A 17,709-nucleotide genomic window follows, 5' to 3' on the forward strand; every position below is an offset into this window, starting at 1 on the left:
TGTTCAAGCCACTTGAGTCTTTGGTGCTTTCTTGCTATGTAAACGCGATTCTGCGGCATCCAGGCTCGGCACGGCTGCAGAAGGTAATACTTCTTCCTGTTCGATCTGTTTGTTAATGCCCAGGTTTTGACTCGCTTGAATGGTTTTTTCTTTAATGACTTCGGCACGTTGACCTTTGGCTGGTGCCCATTCCAGAATCGGCAATGCACGCGCCACAGCCAGGGTAATCCGGTCGCGGAGCAATTCACTGTGAATGGTATATGCAGGGGTGAAATCGCGGTCGGTGGCATAGACCCCAATCGGTAAAGTCTGTGCCTGGAAGAAACTGAATAAAGGACGCAGTTGATGTTCAAGTACCAGTGCATGACGGTCACTGCCACCGGAAGCCGCCAGTAATACCGGAACATCCACCAGCGCCGTTTGCTCGACAAAGTCAAAGAAATGCTTGAACAGGCCGGTAAATGAAGCGCGGTAGACCGGGGTGCCGACAATCAGCGCATCTGCGGCTTCTACTGCTGCCAGATCATCCTGAACGCGTTGCGGCAACTGATTACGGTAAATTGCACCGCCCAAGAGCGAACCAATTTCGCTAAATTTAATGAAATGCACATTGATTGGTGTCGCTTCACCCAGCTCATCCAGAATGGCCTGAACCAAAGCTTCGGTTTTTGAAGGATGATTTAAACCGCCAGATACGGCAACAATATTTAAGGGTTTTTGCGCATTAAAATTAGACATATTTAGAACCTGAAAAATAGGGGTAATCTCGGAATGTCCCTATTAATCCCGATTCAGCGAAGGCGTGTAAAATAACGAAAAGCTGAAAAGTTATCTGATTTTGCGATATACGACAAAGACCTGATTTTTTAAAATTAATTTAGGGTTAAGTTTATGATATTTATATTTATATTGAATGCAGATAAGCTTTTTCACTGAGGAATAAGTGATATATAAAAAAGTGATGAGAATTAAACAATTATTGCAATAGTGCAAAAATGGGCAATTTTGAAGAAAAACTGCATATTATTTTAAAAATTGTAGTGTCTTGCATATCCTTAACCGGGTTGTGTGGTTAGAATAGGGGTTACCGTGCCAAGATCTCTCTCACGTTGCCTATGAATATTTTAATCGTTGATGATCATCCACTATTTCGTCATGCCTTGATTCAAGCTGTACGTTATAGCCTGCCACAAGCCCAGATTCATGAAACTGCGGCAGTCAATGAATTTTATGAACGTCTAGAAAATGGCCCTGAGCCTGATCTTGTGCTCTTGGATTTAAACCTGCCGGGCGCTTCCGGATTTTCTGCCCTGGTGCATGTCCGCGCACAATATCCGTCTTTACCGATTATTGTCGTGTCTGCGCATGAAGAAGTCAGCATCATCCAGCGTGCGATCGCGCATGGTGCGATGGGCTATATTCCTAAATCTGCCCATCCAAGCCATATCGGTGAAGCGATTCGTGAAGTGCTAGAAGGTGAAATCTGGTTACCGCCAAATCTGCCGGCCAATATGAATTTTGATCCGCGTGCTGCCGATGAAACGGCTTTGGCAGAACGGATCCAGTCTTTGACGCCACAACAGTTCCGGGTATTGATGATGGTGGCTGAAGGTTTATTAAACAAGCAGATCGCTTATGAGCTGGATGTATCGGAAGCGACGATTAAAGCGCATGTGACTGCAATCTTCCGTAAGCTTGGCGTACAAAACCGGACACAAGCGGTATTGGCCATTAATGCACTGAATATTGAAGACCGCAAAATGTAAGTTCTGCATAGCCGAATTGAAAAAGACCTCCTTGGAGGTCTTTTTTTATGGGCGAAATCTGCAAAACTGAGTGCAAAGACCTGAGTCAGCTAGGCGATATAATCCTGTTTGCGGGTGAAATCATCACAAAACAAAGGATTTAAGGCACATTGCAATTCATCAATCTGCTCTTCAGTGACATAACCCTTCGACTTCAGATATTCCGCCACGCGATCATCACGCAGACTCAGGAAAGTCGCATCATAAACACCCAGATCGACAAACAGCGCCGCAGTTTCCAGACTGTTAAAACGGTCCAGATAAACTTCATTTTCATACATCAGGAAGATATGTTCGTCGCGCGTATTCGGATCGACATGTAAACGCTGCGCCAGCTCATGTGGGCAGGTTTTGATAAATAACAGATCAGACAGCTCATCAAACTGGCTGGTATCCAGGCAATCTTCTTCATTTTTGACCTTACCCAGCCAGGCCTTAAAGACCAGTACTGCGCCACCACGCAGCAACATGCTCCAGATCTGATGACGGGTTTTTGCTGGAAGATCCTCTGTTTCAGCTTCTAAAGACTGAATCAGCTTGTCTTCCTGTTCAGCAATCTTTTCAAATAGACCCAGACCTTGCGGCTTGTAGGCATAAGGTTCAAAGACATCAAAATGTAATTCATCAAAGACTTGCAGTGCTAGGGGGACTGCACTCTGATACAGCGTTTCCAGTGCCTGATACTGGGCATCATTTAGCTTGCTGTATTTAAAGATCTGTGCCCAGTCAATGCTTGGCAATAAGGCGTTGGCGCCATATTGACGGTGAAACTGCTGGGTCTGATTCAGGTCATGGTTTTGATCTATGTTCATGTGAAGAACTCCGATATGCAGAAATAGATCAGCGACCAAAAAATTAAGGCTGCATGAGATGGGAACTGATCGTTTCTTATTCCTCTATTTTTAGAGCCAAGTGCAAGGGATAAAAAATACGACTAAAGTTATAGTAGTGGAAAATTACTCTTTAATTTTTGTTAAAAACAATAAGATAATTAATTGTAACTAAGTGTACACATGTACATTAATACATTCGTCAGTTTTTGCCATAGTGAATTAAAAAATGAGCATTTTGGTCAATTTATTCAGCTGTATTTTCGGCATATTTGCTGCTTTTAGCACATTAGAATAAATTTTATGCAACCTAGGTAAGTTTATGTGGCAGTTGAGTATAAAAAATGCCCACTTCAGGGTCTGAAATGGGCATTGATCAGATCGTTATCTATTTAGGAGTCGGAAATCTTCAGTCCAGATAACCATGAACGTAATGATGCCGGTTTCAGTGGTTTTTTTAGCAGAACAATGTTCAGCTCTTTCAGACGTTGCGGCAATTCCGGATCGGAATCGGCGGTAATCAGGGCGACCGGAATATCCTTCGAACGATGTTCCAGAATGAAATCCAGACCGATCTTGTCCTGATTCAGATGTTGATCCACCAGCCAGACCTGAATATTTTCCTGCTGAATCAGCATGGCTGCTTGTTCAGGTTCAGTGGCTTTAAACACCTGATAACCCCATTTGGTCAATAAGGTCGACATGCCTTCCAGAATGGTTTCATCATTATCCAGACACAGAATCTTAAAGGCTTTGCTCTTTAAAGGTACGGCCTGAACCGGTGCTGCGACCACTTTCGGTGCTTCGATCACAGGCACTTCAATCATAAAGCAGGAACCTTTACCCAGCGCAGAAGACACATGTACCGGATAGTCCAGCATGCTGGTCATGCGTTGTACGATCGCCAAACCTAGGCCCAGACCCTGTTCACCCCAAGGCGAGGTGTGGCCGCAACGTTCAAATTCCTGAAACAGTTTGATGCGCTGTTCTTCGGCAATGCCCGGGCCAGTATCCCAGACGCCAATACGGATATGATTCGGTCTGCTGCTCGAACGTAATACACCGACCACCACTTTACCTCTGGCAGTATAACGCAACGCATTGCTGACAAAGTTCTGGATAATGCGGCGAATCCATTGTGGATCGGTATCAATCCAGAACTGTGCATCATGCACACTGAACTTGATACCACGCTGTGCAGCGATGGATTTGAACTGGAGTTCCAGATCGCTGAGCAGGTCATGCAGCGGATAAGCCTGACGTTTCGGCTGAATGGTGCCGCCTTCCAGTCGGGCAATATCCAGCAGGGCAGACAACATGCTTTCTGCACCATGCAAAGCACGATCCAGTTGTTGTAAGGTCTTGCGGTCTTCATCATTCTGCACGCTTTGTTCGAGTGCGGTACTGAACAGGCGCGCGGCATGCATTGGCTGCAACAGGTCATGACTGGCGGCTGCAATGAAGCGGCTTTTTGACATATTGGCCTTATCGGCCTGTTCACGCGCCAGTTGCTGCTCGGACAATGCATCGGCCAGCTGATGGGTACGGTCCTGAACGCGGGCTTCAAGCACGGCTTCATTTTCACGGAAGGCAGTAATATCGGCGAAAGTGGTAACGAACCCGCCGCCTTCGATCGGATTGCCGCGCATCTGAATGACGCGGCCATCTTTACGAATCCGTTCAAATTCATGGGCACTGCCGACCTGCATCCAGTGAATCCGTTTCCGTACATGTTCTTCAACCGAGCCCGGGCCACATTCACCACGTTCAGCGTTATAACGGATCAGGTCTGCGATTGGACAACCGACATAGACAATATCGGTCGGATAATCGAACAGTTTCAGATACTGATTGTTCCATGCGACCAGACACATGTTTTCATCGACTACGCTGACCCCTTGGGTCATGTGATCAATCATGGTCATGATCAGATTCTGATTGAAGCGTTGCCATTGCGAGGCCTGATCGAGAATATTGGCGACCTGACCCAAGGCCAGGCCATTATTGACCATGGCGGTAGTAAGCAGGGTACGTGCTGAAGCTGCCCCGATAGTCCCCGCCAGATACTGTTCAGTGAAACGCCACCACATGCCATTGGCACTGCTGTTTTCATTCAGCTCAACGCTGTTTTGGGTACAGAATTGCTGGAAAGCGCGTGTGGTTGGGCCTTCGCCGGTAATGCGTTTGGCCAGGGTAATCAGATCGCCGACTTTTAAACGGGCGACATCCTGATGCGAATAGCTGACTTCGGTTGAAGGGCTCTGAGAGGGTAGTGGCTTGGTTTCATAATAGAAGAAACTTTCGGCTTGAATCTGTTCGGCAATACTCGGCCGGAAAATACGGGAAATCCAGATATACAGCAGGGTGTTTAAGCCCAGTGCCCAAACTACTCCATGCGTCAGCGGATCAAAAGACTCAAAACCGATCAGGGCTTCCGGTCTTAACCAGTTCCAGCCAAAAGGACCTTGATTCAGCAGGCTTTGACTAAAGCTGCTATAGGCTTCGGGCAGGCTGCGCAAAATGGTTGGAAACAGCAGGGTATAAGCCCACAAGGCAAAACCGGTCAGGAGTCCGGCATAGACACCTTGCTTACTACCGCCACGCCAGTACAGGCCGCCGATCAGGGCTGGAGCGAATTGTGCTACCGCACTAAAGGCCAGCAGGCCAAAAACCGAGAGCTGATCAATATCATTAAAGAAGTTGAAGAACAGGAAGCCCATCAACATCACGCCCAGAATACAGACCCTGCGGGTAAATTTCAGCACCAGCGGCAAGCGTTTGTCATGCCGGGAAATCAGCTTTAAACGCCACAACGCCGGCATGATCAGGTCATTACTGAGCATGATTGACAGTGCCACGGAAGACACCAGCAGCATCCCGGTAGAGGCAGAGAAACCACCCAAGAAGGCTAATAAAGTGAGCCAGTCCTGATTATAGCTGAGTGGCAAAGAGAGTACCGCCACATCCGGAATGGCCAGGTATTGTGGTGCAGCATGTAGCGCCCAGCTGGCAATGGGAATAATCGCCAGGGTAGTCAGAATCAAATAGACCGCAAACCAGCGCCGCGCACCGCGGATATGTTTTTCATCGCGCAGCTCAACCACCGCTACATGGAACTGGCGCGGCAGGCAGATAATGGCCAGTGCCGCCAGCAAGGTCTGAATCCAGAAACTTTGTGGTACGCCAAACAGTTGCACATCATGAAAAGTAGTACTGATATCGGTACTGATCTGTGCCAGATTTTCTGGTGCTTCAAACATAAAGAAACAGGCAACTGCCAACAGGGCGAAGAGTTTGACAAAAGACTCAAATGCCACGGCCAGCATCAGCCCGCCATGCTGTTCAGTATTGGCAATCTGCCGGGTACCAAACATCATCGCCAGTATTGCCAGAACCCCGGTCAGAAACAGTACGCCATTGGTCGTGCCGGTTACACCTGCGGAAGGCTCCAGAATGACGGCGGCACTCAGGGCAATCGCACGTAACTGTAAGGCCAGATAAGGCACAATCGCCACCACCGCCAGAATGGTCACCAGCGAGGCGAGGGGACCACTTTTACCATAGCGTGCTGCGACAAAGTCAGCGATCGAAGAAATGGCATGATGCTGTCTCACCCGTCCCAGACGGCGCCAGATGTCATAGCCGACAGCAACAAAGAGCAGCGGACCCAGATAGATCGGCAGGAAAATAATGCCTTCACGTACCGCAGCACCCGTGGCGCCGTAAAAGGTCCAGGAGGAGCAGTACACTCCTAAAGTTAAACTAAACAATAGCATGCGCCCACGGGTACTCAGCCGGCTGGCATGTTTTTCCCCGTAGAAAGCGCAGATAAAGAGTAATGCGATATAGAGGGCGAGTACCCCTATGATGAGCCAACTGTTCATATAGCCTGATGTGTACTGAGCATGCCGCTATGATAACGCATCGTGAACGCTACAGTTTAAATTGATCATTTTTAACGACCAAAGTCTAAATTACAAGCACCTACGATTATTGTTAACTTGCAACAGTGATAATTCGAATTAAAAAATAGGCAGCCCAAGGTTGGGCTACAGGAGTAGTAATTATGGATGAGGTACAAGTAGATCGTATTCTACAAAATCCAAAATTCAAGGAAATGGTCCGCAAGAAAAGTATGCTCAGCTGGACGTTGACCGGCATTATGCTATTTGTCTATGTGGGTTTCATGTTGCTGGTTGGTTACAACAAAGAATTTCTATTGTCTTCAATTTCAGGTGGTGTGACCACGTGGGGTATTCCACTTGGTCTAGGTATCATTGTCCTGTCGTTTATCTTGTGTGGTGTGTATTCCTACATTGCCAATAACAAACTTGATCAATTGACTGAAGAAGCAATCCGTGAAGTCGAAGCGATTGCTCATGAAAAAGGACACCACTAAGATGAAATGGAATTCTCTTATTGCTCTTGCTGCAACTGCAATGGCCTCAGGTATGGCTTTCGCTGGTCCTGATCTGGGTGCAGCAGAACAGCAGGCGACCAACTGGCACGCGATTATCATGTTTGTGATTTTCGTCGGTGCAACACTGTTCATTACCAAATGGGCAGCGAAACAAACCACCAGCACCACAGATTTCTATACGGCCGGTGGCGGTATTTCTGGTTTCCAGAATGGCCTGGCGATTGCCGGTGACTATATGTCAGCAGCATCGTTCCTGGGTATTTCCGCGATGGTGTTCCTGTCAGGCTTTGATGGCTTGCTGTATTCACTGGGCTTTATGGTCGGTTGGCCGATCGTATTGTTCCTGGTGGCAGAACGTCTGCGTAACCTGGGTAAATACAACCTGTCAGACGTAGTATCTTTCCGCTTGCAGGAAAAACCGGTACGTACCTTAGCTGCTTTAAGCTCGCTGGTTGTGGTCGCGTTCTATCTGATTGCACAGATGGTGGGTGCAGGTCAGCTGATCAAACTTCTATTCGGTCTGAACTATAACATTGCAGTCGTGATCGTTGGCTTGCTGATGATGGCCTACGTAATTTTCGGCGGTATGTTGGCGACCACTTGGGTACAGATCATCAAGGCGGTAATGTTGCTGTCTGGTGCGACCTTTATGGCATTCATGGTCATGAAAGGCGTGGGCTTCAGCTTTACCAACATGTTTGAACAGGCGATTGGTGTTTATTCAAAAGTACATGATTTAAGCCTGACAGATGCCACCAAGATCATGGGGCCGGGTAGTCTGGCGTCTAATCCGATTGATGCGATTTCTTTAGGTCTGGCATTGATGTTTGGTACAGCAGGTCTGCCACATATCCTGATGCGTTTCTTCACGGTAAAAGATGCCAAAGAAGCGCGTAAATCAGTCGTGGTTGCTACAGGCTTTATTGGTTATTTCTACCTGCTCACCTTCATCATTGGTTTCGGTGCGATTCTGTATGTATCGAACAACCCGCAATTCCTTGATGTTGCGAAAATGGCAGTGACTGGCAAGCTGGAGCTGGTCGGTGGTAATAACATGGCGGCGGTGCACCTGTCTGATGCAGTGGGCGGTGACCTGTTCATGGGCTTCATTTCTGCAGTTGCATTTGCCACGATTCTTGCAGTCGTTGCTGGTTTGACCCTGTCAGGTGCTTCAGCAATTTCGCATGACTTGTATGCCAACGTGTTGAAGAAAGGCCAAACCACGCCTGAATCTGAACTACGTATGTCTAAAATCGCGACTTTAGGTCTTGCGATCTTCGCAATGATTCTCGGGATTCTGTTCGAGAAACAAAACGTAGCCTTCATGGTCGGTCTGGCATTCTCGGTTGCGGCATGTGCCAACTTCCCGGTACTAGTATTGTCTATGTTCTGGAAAGGTTTGACGACACGTGGTGCAGTTATTGGTGGTGTTGCCGGTCTGGTAACCGCAGTAACCTTGATTGTGCTGTCTAAAGCAGTATGGGTCGATACTTTGGGTATTTCTGATACGCCAGTGAACCCGTTCAATGGTCCTGCAATCTTCGCGATGCCATTGTCATTCTTGTGCTGCTGGTTGTTCTCTGTGACGGATAATTCGGCACAGGCTCAGGCAGAACGCAAAGCCTTTGATGCCCAGTTTGTACGTTCACAAACCGGTATTGGTATCTCAGGCGCATCGGATCACTAAGATCTGCGCTACGCTAAAAAAGCCCCGTCAGGGGCTTTTTTTATGGAGATATAATTAAGCTTTCTCTTTAGCATAAACGCCGTATTGAATTGAGATGGCTGGATTTGTGCAGCGTTATTTCAGTAATTTTCATACAAATCGCATATCTGCAAGCGGATTTAAGCGTGCTATGTTAAAAGCTGCTAACAATAACAATGTGTTCCCTACATGACGATAGTAACAAGAAGAGCAACAAGAAGGGCATTATGAAGCAATCTCTGCAACAGTTCTGGAACAGCTTTACCCATTTGCCTTCGGCATGGCTGTTGTGCCTGCAATTGCTGATCTTGCTCTTGTCGGTATTGAGTTATGAAAGCGTGTCTTATCGGGCGGGAACCTGGGTGCTGGGTGTTCTGGTTTTGCTGGTGATTGCCAGAGTCATTCGCCAGACTCCAATGTTTACCATTTTAGGACTTAGCTTTGTCGCCGGTGCGATTTTCTTTTCCTCCCTGATTGTGCTGGGACTGCGTTATACCTGGATCCATGTCACCGCCCACCTGTTTGAAGCTGGTGCTTATTTTAGTGCAGCCTATGGCCTACTGCGTTATATGTTTCATGACCGTTATCTGACCAAGGATGAACTCTTTGCCGCTGGCGCAGTATTTACCTTGCTGGCCTGGGGCTTTGCCTTCCTCTACAGTATCTGTCAGCTGCTGGTGCCGTACAGCTTTTCAGACCCCGATCTGCAAGCCTATCAACCCTGGCTGGATCTGATTTTTCTTAGTTTCAGTGTACAGTCTGCAACAGGACTGTCTGATATCATGCCGGTCAGTCCGGTCGCACGGATGCTAGCCATTATCCAGATGTTTGTCGGGGTGATGTATCTGGCGCTGATTGTATCCCGCTTAATTGCCTTGCAATATATCGCACGTCTACCGCATAAAAAGAACGTGAAAAATAGAGAAAACCCGCCTGGGCAATGAGACTCATCCTTTTATTGTATTTGTTACAGTAACTTAACGGCTTTATTTTGTGTCACATCTTAAAATAGCAGGAGATCTAGCTCCCATAGACTGAATCTGTCTGATCATTTTGACCTTACCAATAATTATTTGACGCTGTTTGTCGATCCAATTTTTAAAAAATGGAGGATGTATGCCTTCCACAAAACCATCCTGGTTTGCCAATATCAATCCAAATGTTTTTATCAGTACTGTCGCCATTATTGCGATATTTTTAGCGTTGGTCGTATTTGCACCCGATGCTTTTTCAGTGTTCACCCAGCAACTGAACCAGTGGATTACCGCGTCCTTTAGCTGGTTCTATGTATTGTCGGTGGCGATATTTCTCATCCTTCTGGTTTATATTGCTTTGTCGGATATGGGCAAAATCAAACTGGGGCCCGACCATAGTCAACCAAAATATAGCAGTGCTTCCTGGTTTGCGATGTTATTCACCGCAGGGATGGGGATTGGACTGATGTTCTTTGGTGTGGCCGAACCGGTGATGCATTATGTTACGCCACCTGCCGGTGAACCGGAAACTGTGCTGGCTGCACAGCAATCTATGCGGGTGACCTTTTTCCACTGGGGTTTACATGCCTGGGCAATTTATACGCTTGTTGGCCTATCGTTAGCTTATTTTGCTTATCGGCATCAATTGCCTTTAAAAATCCGTTCGGCCTTGTATCCGCTGATTGGTCAAAAGATCTATGGACCGATTGGAGATGGCGTCGATACCTTTGCCACCATTGGTACGGTATTTGGTGTCGCCACCACACTGGGTTTCGGGGTGACCCAAATCAATTCAGGTTTGAATTACCTGTTTGGTGTGGAACAGGCACCCAGTACTCAGGTCATTTTGATTATTGTGGTCAGTGCCATGGCGGCGACTTCCGTATTTTTTGGATTAGACAAAGGAATTAAACGTTTATCTGAACTAAATTTGGTACTTGCACTGCTGTTGCTGATTTTTGTCTTTGTGGCAGGTCCGAGTATTTATCTATTACAGACGACTATTCAGAATGCCGGCCAGTATGTTTCAAATCTGTTCAGTATGACCTTTAATCTGTATGCCTATCAGCCAAGTGGCTGGATTGGGGGCTGGACCATCATGTACTGGGCCTGGTGGATTTCCTGGTCGCCATTTGTCGGGATGTTTATTGCCCGGGTCTCGGAAGGCCGCAGTATTCGTGAATTTATCGTGGGTGTATTGCTGATTCCGACTGGATTTACCCTGATCTGGATGGGCTTTATGGGCAATGCCGCACTGTACAGTATTATGCATGAAGCCAATACTGGCTTATTAGAGGCAGTTCAGCGTGATTCATCAGTGGCCCTATTTGAGTTTCTGAACAATCTGCCTTTCAGCTCAGTGACCAGCATCATTGCGACTTTACTAGTGATGCTGTTCTTTGTGACTTCTGCCGATTCAGGGGCATTGGTGACTGATTATCTGACAGCGAAAAGTGATAATTCACCGACTTGGCAGCGTCTGTTCTGGACCGTACTCATGGCTTTGTTGGCCATCATCCTATTACTGGCTGGTGGACTTGAGGCCTTGCAGTCGGCCACGATCATGAGCGCCTTGCCTTTTACCTTTATTATGCTGCTGATCTGCTGGGGCTTAATTAAAGCCTTACATCTGGATGTCATCAAAATGCATGCGCTGCAAGCCGCACGGATTACCCCGCGTGCAATTCAGAATCCGCGTAGTTGGCAACAGCGATTAGGCCTGATTATGCATTATCCGCATACCCAGGAAGAGGTGCAGCAGTATATTCACACTACAGTGAATAAGGCATTTCTCAACTTTCAAAGTGAATTGAAACGGCGCCGATTACACGTGACGATTCGTCCACTAGAAGACGGTATACAGCTCCGTGTTGATCATCAGGATGAAATTAATTTTATCTATCAGGTCAATGCCACCCAGACTTTAAGTCCAAGCTTTATGTCTGAACTGGAGAATGCGGGCGTAGATTCCTATCAGGCAGAAGTATTTTTAAGAGAAGGCGGTCAGGGTTATGATGTGATGGAGTGGACGCAAGAAGATCTATTGCAGGACATCATTGACCAATATGAACGTCATTTGCACTTCTTAAGTCTGGTACGTACGCCTGAGTAAATGAAGTCATAAAACAATAAAAAAGGACGCAATATGCGTCCTTTTTTGATCCAGAATCTAATCAGAAATTAGAAACGGAATTTGGCATTGAACGCACCAAGTTGTGCATCATTTGCGCCATATTTACCATCAGCATAAACGTAGCTAGCACCTAGTGATACAGCTGGAGTGACGAAGTAGCTCGCATTTAAACCAACTGCAGATGTTGGAACAGTAGCGCTTTTGTAGCTACCATCTGTATAAGAAACACCTAGACCAAGTTTAGGCGTTACATAAAGGTCTGTTTTCAGTTGATACATCGTATCTTCGCCAGAAACTAGACCAGCTTCAAAACCAATTGACATGTCAGTACCATCGATTGGACCTACATATTTAGTTCGTGCTGTAATAGCATCTTTCTTGTCACTAATACTGCGTGCTTCCATCGTAGCACTCATCAAACCATTATTTAAAATGTTGAATGTATCCAGAGATTCCGTAGCAGCAATATTCGTATAACCAAGTGCCATCAAGAAATTTGGAGCAACTAGAGCACCAAGCTCAAGTGCGTAGCGATCGCCAGAATCATCATTTTGAATTAAAGCTGTAAAATCGTTTTTAGCATCAGTTTTAGAATGGTTATAGGATGCGCTTGCATATACAGGCACAACATTTGTAGGAATATAGGTTTCACCCTTAATGCCATAAGTTTGTTGTTCTACATCAAATTCTTCATTTATAGTAACTGAATTGCCGCCACCATTAACCGTTTGGTTAATATCTGCAGTAAGCTGGCCAAAATTGTAGCCTGCAGAAATACTGCTCGCTTGATTCAAGAAAGCAGCTTCAGCTAATGGTCCTTTAGAGGTGTCGATATCTTTAAAATAGTAAGTCCCTTGTACCCCAACATTATAGTTACCATCGTTAAGTTCAGCATCGTAATAGCCTACAGTACCTTGAACTTCAGCTTGGTAGGCTTGGGCACCTGTCACAGCAAATAATAATGCCGATGCTAAATAAACCTTTTTCATACGCATTCCAATTAAGTTAATGAAAAAACATTTGAATTTTCATGAATAAAAGACAAAAGGTCAACCTTTAATCAGTAGTAAAATTGCTAACAAAAAAGGACACATATCGTGTCCTTTTTTGATTCAGAATCTAATCAGAAATTAGAAACGGAATTTGGCATTTACACCAATCGTTTGTGTATCCAGTGCTTGGCCTTCAGCATTTGCATTTACATAAGATGCGCCAACTGCAACAGCAGGAGTGATGAAGTAGTTTACGTTCGCGCCCCAAGCTTTGTCTGGAGAACCAGCAAAGCTAGATTCCATATAAGATGCGCCAACGCTTAACTGTGGGTTAAGGAAAAGAGTTGTACCTAAGTTGTAGGCAGTATCTTCGCCATAAACTAGGCCACTTTCAAAACCAATTGACATGTTAGTACCGTCAATCGCGCCTACATATTTAGTGCGGGCAGTGATTGCGTCTTGGTCTTCATTGATTGTGCCAGATTCAAGAGCAGCTTTAGCAACACCGTTGTTAAACATGTTGAAAGCATCATAAGAAGTTTGGTCAGCAACGCTGGTATAACCCACAGCAACCAAGAAGTTAGGGATTAGTAATGCACCTAGTTCTAATGCATAACGGTCACCATTGCCGTCTACGTCGCCCGCTTTGTTATCCGCGATGGTATGGCTATAAGAAGCGCTTGCATAAGCAGGAACAACGTTAGTCGGGATATACGCTTCACCTTTTACACCGAAAGTATGGTGCACAGTGCGATCACCAAATTCTTGTCCGTCTTCGCCGTATGTATAAGCAGCAGAAACATTAGATGCTTGGTTTAAAAAAGCAGCTTCAGCTAAAGGACCTTTAGAAGCATCAACATTGTTGAAGTAGTAAGTACCTTGAACTGCACCAGTGAAGTCTTGTTCATTCACAGTGTTGTCGATGAACTCTGACTGACCTTGAACTTCAAATTGATATGCTTGAGCACCGGTCATGGCTAATAATAAAGCAGTGGCTAAACCGAGTTTTTTCATGATATTTACCGTTTTGTTACAAGATGTGTACAGCTTTGGAACACATTGTATTGTGACAATTTATTAAGTCAATCCAATTCGAAATCGATATTTTTTAAGCTAAATCTTTGTATTAATTTTGTGTAAAATTCAAGTATCAGGCTCGGAAGCCATTTTAGATAAAAACTCTTGTATAATAAAAAGCTAGAATTTAAATATAGATTTTGACTAAAAGTTAAGGAGAAATTGTGTGGTTATTTAAATCACTTAATACGATCAATTATAGTTTATTTATCTATTAAAACAATTAATAATGGGTGAGCTAATTCATAAATTTGTCAAGAAGTGCAAGGTGTCTGGCGCCTCATGTCTTGATTGGATTGCTTGATTTTAAAGCATCATCAGCTTGGGTCTTAGAGTAGATGTCTGTTTTTTGAGCTAAATGGGCATGTTTTATAATCTTGACTGAAGCAATCGGCTTTACATTTTCAGGGGAATTTTACATAATATGAAAATCAAGTTAGAGTTCACATTTTCATAGTGATTTAGCCTGATTCTCCACAATTTTTTGTTTTATCGCCCAGCTTTCCCCAAGGTTGGGCTTTTTTTTGTCCCGCATTTTTTAATTCAGATCATTCTGTTTCTGAAAAAACCTTCAACTCAAAACAAGATGAGAAAAATAAATATTAGAATAATTTTAAGCACCAAAATAGTGCATATTGAAAAGTAAAAATAGAGGTCTAAAATTCAATAGCTAAAAAAAAGCCCGATTTTCATAGAAAATCGGGCTTTTTTCGCCAAAATTTGCGGGTAAACTAAAATATCTGCTGAGGAATAATTTAACTCGCCCTAATGCGGTGCATTATGCACCTATTTGTTGCAGGTGTAAATAGTGCAGAAAGCAAGTTTTTATATTTTTTAGCTGCTTAAATTCCCTTGCTTTTGTAAGACTTTATAGGGAATTGTGGTTATGAAACCCTGCATTAAAGTTTCAAATGAACTAACTTAAGTATCTGAAAATAATAGATGATAAAAATTCATTAAAAACATAAGTGAAGTAAGACTAAAGGCTTTAAGACCATCCTGTTTTATTTGTATAATAATCAATCTATTTAGCTTTGCTTGTCATATTGGGGCGTAATACAACAGCATGAATACCTTACGCTCTGAGTGGATCAGTAAACGTTTGTACTGGTCGATGTCGATTATTATTTTATGTTTGCTTTGCATCTGTATTCCCTTAATTGTGAGTAGTAGTCAAAGTTATTTAAAATCCAGACAAACCTATCAACAATTGAATGCCTTGCAGCAGGTCGCTGATCTGGCAAATAAAATTTCGCGTGAGCGTGCGCCTGCCAATAAAGCCATGTCCAGTTCGGCCGAGGAATTTTCCCAGCATCAGCAAGAGTTAATCAGCTATCGTCAACAGGTGGATCGGCAATTGTCCCAGACCGCGGATGTATTGACGGAGGTCGGGTTTAACAACCTGAGTCAGCAACTTTCACAGCTTGAAAATAGTTTGAAAAAAGGGCGTGCACAGGTTGATGCCTATACCCGGATGCCACGTCAGCAACGTAGTGCGCAAGAACTTGATCAGGCGATTTTGGCCATGTTTGCTGCCTGGGAAAGTTGCCGCGAACTTTTACGTGACGTGGCAGTAGCTTCAGATAGCTCATCGACCCCTCTGAATAACTATATTAGCCAGATTCTATTTTTATCTGATTTACGTGATCAGGCCGGTCGTGTGGCCTCGTCTATCATGGCGCATGTGACTTTTGAAGCTCCGCTTCCCACTGAAAATATTACCCGCTCTTTACAGACCCAACATCAGGTGCGTTATTTGTGGGCCTTGATTGATACCATTCAACCTGTTAAAGATAAGACTGAGGAATTCATCCGTTTACATCGGCGGGTAGAAACCGAGTTTATTCAGCAAGGCTTACCGATTGTGAGTGAGCTGATCAGTGACAGTCTGGAGCAACGTGACTACCGTTTGAGCGGAACAGAGCTGACTGAAGCGATCGTAGATAAATTTGCGACTGTGGTAGACCTGCAAACTTACCTGCTGCAATATAGCAGAGATGCCGCTATTCAAGAGATGAACAGCAATATGCAGCGTTTGATCTGGAGCGTGTTGGTATCGCTGATTTCATTGCTGACCGCGATTTCAACCATGATTTTTGCACGTAAACAGGTTTTTCTGCCGCTAATTCAGGCACGCCGCATGTTGTTGAGTTTGTCTAAAAACTCGGGTCGTCAGAAAATTGATATGCGGCTGCGTGAAGTGAATCATTCTGATTCTTTATTCGCTGCCATTCAGAAATTGCAACAGATGTTGCAAGAACGTGATGCGCTAGAGTTCCGTTTAAAGAATATTGCCCATTCCGATTCTTTGACCGGATTATCCAACCGTTTCGCGCTAGAAGAATATATTCGTTTTATGGAAAATCAGCCGGGTCAATTGAGCCAAACCTGTTTGATGATTATTGATATTGATCATTTTAAACAGGTGAATGATCAATATGGGCATATTATTGGCGATCAGGTGATTCAGCTGGTGGCCGAGCGTTTAAAGGCCAATGTCCGTGCTACAGATTTGCTGGTACGTTATGGGGGCGATGAATTTCTGGTGCTGATTGAAAATATCCAGATGCAGCAGGCATTGATTGTGGCCGATAACATTCGGGCTGAAGTGGCTGAGCGTCATATTGTGACTGCAGCAGGAGACGAGATTCAGATTTCGGTCAGTATTGGGGTTGCCATTGGTGCCGTGTCCTGGATGGCTTTATTGTCAAATGCAGATGATGCTTTGTTTGCCGCAAAGGCCAAAGGACGTAATGCGGTGGCAGAGGTTTAGTTCAAAAGACTGTTTTCTCTACTTTTGAACTGCACAAAAGTAGCAAAATGCATTTGTTCGACTGATGCTAAGTCCCTTTAGCACAGTCGAACGGGCGACATCCATGTCGCCAGTCATGTGATCTAATTTGGATGATCTCTGGTTTTGTCGATCAGATAGTTAATAAAATTTGTGCAGGCAACAAGCATAAATTTTGCATCGATATAAGAAAGATTTGATTCGTCTAACATTGCATGGCGAATACCATCTGCATCGGATGTATAACCATATAAAGATTTAATACTGGCTTTTAATGCAGGATGTATTGGATATTGTTTTTCAATTTGACCAATTGCATCACCTAAAGTTACTTTGTCCTTCTTTAATATTTTTTGACACATACCTTCTAATGCCGAAACAGATTCTTTAATCGAATTTCGATAGTCAGGCTTTTGACGATCTGACATCAGTTTTAAAGCTTGATTTAAATGTTGTTGAACACCTAAATATTGATTTGTATTTTCTAAAGCAGTTTCGATGGATTGAATTTCTTGTTCGGAAGTTATTGGAATGATTTCGTCATTTATAATTCGGTAAGCACTATTTTCACGCTCTAGCATATTGTTGATATTAGTTATAAATGGATCTTTATTACTTACTCTTTGATAGGGGTAGTGCTCAATTGTTTCTTCAATCAAGCTATAAATTTCGTGCCATGCACAATTAAAAAAGTAATCTCTAATTATTTTTAAAGAATCAGATGTCCATTGAGGGATGGTATCTGTAGGGTTTTTAAAAAGATTAAGCCAATAAGATTCTACTAACGAGTATATATTTGAATTACGGGTAAAAGAGCTTTGATTATGTCCATGTTCAATCCGATTCCAAATATAGCTATGAAAAACACTCCACAAACCATTTTTTTAAGCATCATCTATACTTTCTTTTTGAATAATGTCACGTACGGGCTTATAACCATATCTTTCAGAAAATCGCATTTTGTTCCCCCTCAAACAAATT

General features: G+C 44.2%; 12 protein-coding genes. 6 read left to right on the top strand and 6 right to left on the bottom strand.

Annotated elements, in window-relative coordinates; translation table 11 throughout:
- Positions 1 to 3 precede the first annotated feature (3 nt).
- A complete protein-coding gene (msuE, locus tag NI462_RS09380; protein ID WP_071850260.1) occupies positions 4 to 738 on the bottom strand; it encodes an FMN reductase in 735 nt (244 codons plus the stop codon).
- A gap of 377 nt (positions 739 to 1,115) precedes the next feature.
- Here msuE and NI462_RS09385 point away from each other — a divergent pair, with 377 nt between their 5' ends.
- Positions 1,116 to 1,766 (top strand): response regulator, encoded by a 651-nt coding sequence (locus tag NI462_RS09385; RefSeq protein ID WP_004281370.1) that lies wholly within the window; start codon positions 1,116 to 1,118, stop codon positions 1,764 to 1,766.
- 89 nt (positions 1,767 to 1,855) lie between these two features.
- On the opposite strand, the gene NI462_RS09390 is transcribed toward NI462_RS09385, so the two are convergent.
- Both NI462_RS09390 and NI462_RS09395 read right to left on the bottom strand, forming a co-directional pair.
- Positions 1,856 to 2,617 (bottom strand): hypothetical protein, encoded by a 762-nt coding sequence (locus NI462_RS09390; protein ID WP_253160287.1) that lies wholly within the window; start codon positions 2,615 to 2,617, stop codon positions 1,856 to 1,858.
- A 410-nt stretch (positions 2,618 to 3,027) separates the two neighbouring features.
- Complete coding sequence (locus tag NI462_RS09395) at positions 3,028 to 6,519, bottom strand: hybrid sensor histidine kinase/response regulator (protein ID WP_253160289.1); 3,492 nt, start codon at positions 6,517 to 6,519, stop codon at positions 3,028 to 3,030.
- A 182-nt stretch (positions 6,520 to 6,701) separates the two neighbouring features.
- Here NI462_RS09395 and NI462_RS09400 point away from each other — a divergent pair, with 182 nt between their 5' ends.
- The 4 genes from NI462_RS09400 (at position 6,702) to NI462_RS09415 (ending at position 11,847) form a co-directional block, all read left to right on the top strand.
- Positions 6,702 to 7,034, top strand: coding sequence for a DUF485 domain-containing protein (locus NI462_RS09400; RefSeq protein ID WP_004281374.1), 333 nt, complete (start codon positions 6,702 to 6,704; stop codon positions 7,032 to 7,034).
- 1 nt (position 7,035) lies between these two features.
- Entirely contained in the window at positions 7,036 to 8,742 is a 1,707-nt protein-coding gene (locus NI462_RS09405; RefSeq protein ID WP_253160293.1) for a cation acetate symporter, read from the top strand.
- Positions 8,743 to 8,987: 245 nt separating this feature from the next.
- Positions 8,988 to 9,704 (top strand): ion channel, encoded by a 717-nt coding sequence (locus NI462_RS09410; RefSeq protein ID WP_253160296.1) that lies wholly within the window; start codon positions 8,988 to 8,990, stop codon positions 9,702 to 9,704.
- Between the two features lie 172 nt (positions 9,705 to 9,876).
- The gene (locus tag NI462_RS09415) at positions 9,877 to 11,847 is read left to right on the top strand and encodes a glycine betaine transporter (protein ID WP_253160298.1); all 1,971 of its coding nucleotides are present in this window, start codon (positions 9,877 to 9,879) and stop codon (positions 11,845 to 11,847) included.
- 68 nt (positions 11,848 to 11,915) lie between these two features.
- Here NI462_RS09415 and NI462_RS09420 read toward each other — a convergent pair whose 3' ends face one another.
- On the bottom strand, positions 11,916 to 12,857 hold the full coding sequence (locus NI462_RS09420; RefSeq protein ID WP_219308085.1) for a putative porin: 942 nt from the start codon (positions 12,855 to 12,857) through the stop codon (positions 11,916 to 11,918).
- A 141-nt stretch (positions 12,858 to 12,998) separates the two neighbouring features.
- Positions 12,999 to 13,874, bottom strand: a complete 876-nt coding sequence (gene omp33-36 / locus NI462_RS09425) for a porin Omp33-36 (RefSeq protein WP_253160300.1) — start codon at positions 13,872 to 13,874, stop codon at positions 12,999 to 13,001.
- A gap of 1,129 nt (positions 13,875 to 15,003) precedes the next feature.
- Between omp33-36 and NI462_RS09430 the strand changes: the two genes are divergently transcribed.
- Positions 15,004 to 16,710: a GGDEF domain-containing protein gene (locus NI462_RS09430; protein WP_005250371.1), complete on the top strand. Its 1,707-nt coding sequence runs from the start codon at positions 15,004 to 15,006 to the stop codon at positions 16,708 to 16,710.
- Between the two features lie 122 nt (positions 16,711 to 16,832).
- Here NI462_RS09430 and NI462_RS09435 read toward each other — a convergent pair whose 3' ends face one another.
- On the bottom strand, positions 16,833 to 17,603 hold the full coding sequence (locus tag NI462_RS09435; protein WP_253160302.1) for an AbiJ-NTD4 domain-containing protein: 771 nt from the start codon (positions 17,601 to 17,603) through the stop codon (positions 16,833 to 16,835).
- Positions 17,604 to 17,709 lie beyond the last annotated feature (106 nt).

The organism is Acinetobacter lwoffii, assembly GCF_024129715.1.
Lineage (GTDB): Bacteria > Pseudomonadota > Gammaproteobacteria > Pseudomonadales > Moraxellaceae > Acinetobacter > Acinetobacter lwoffii_U.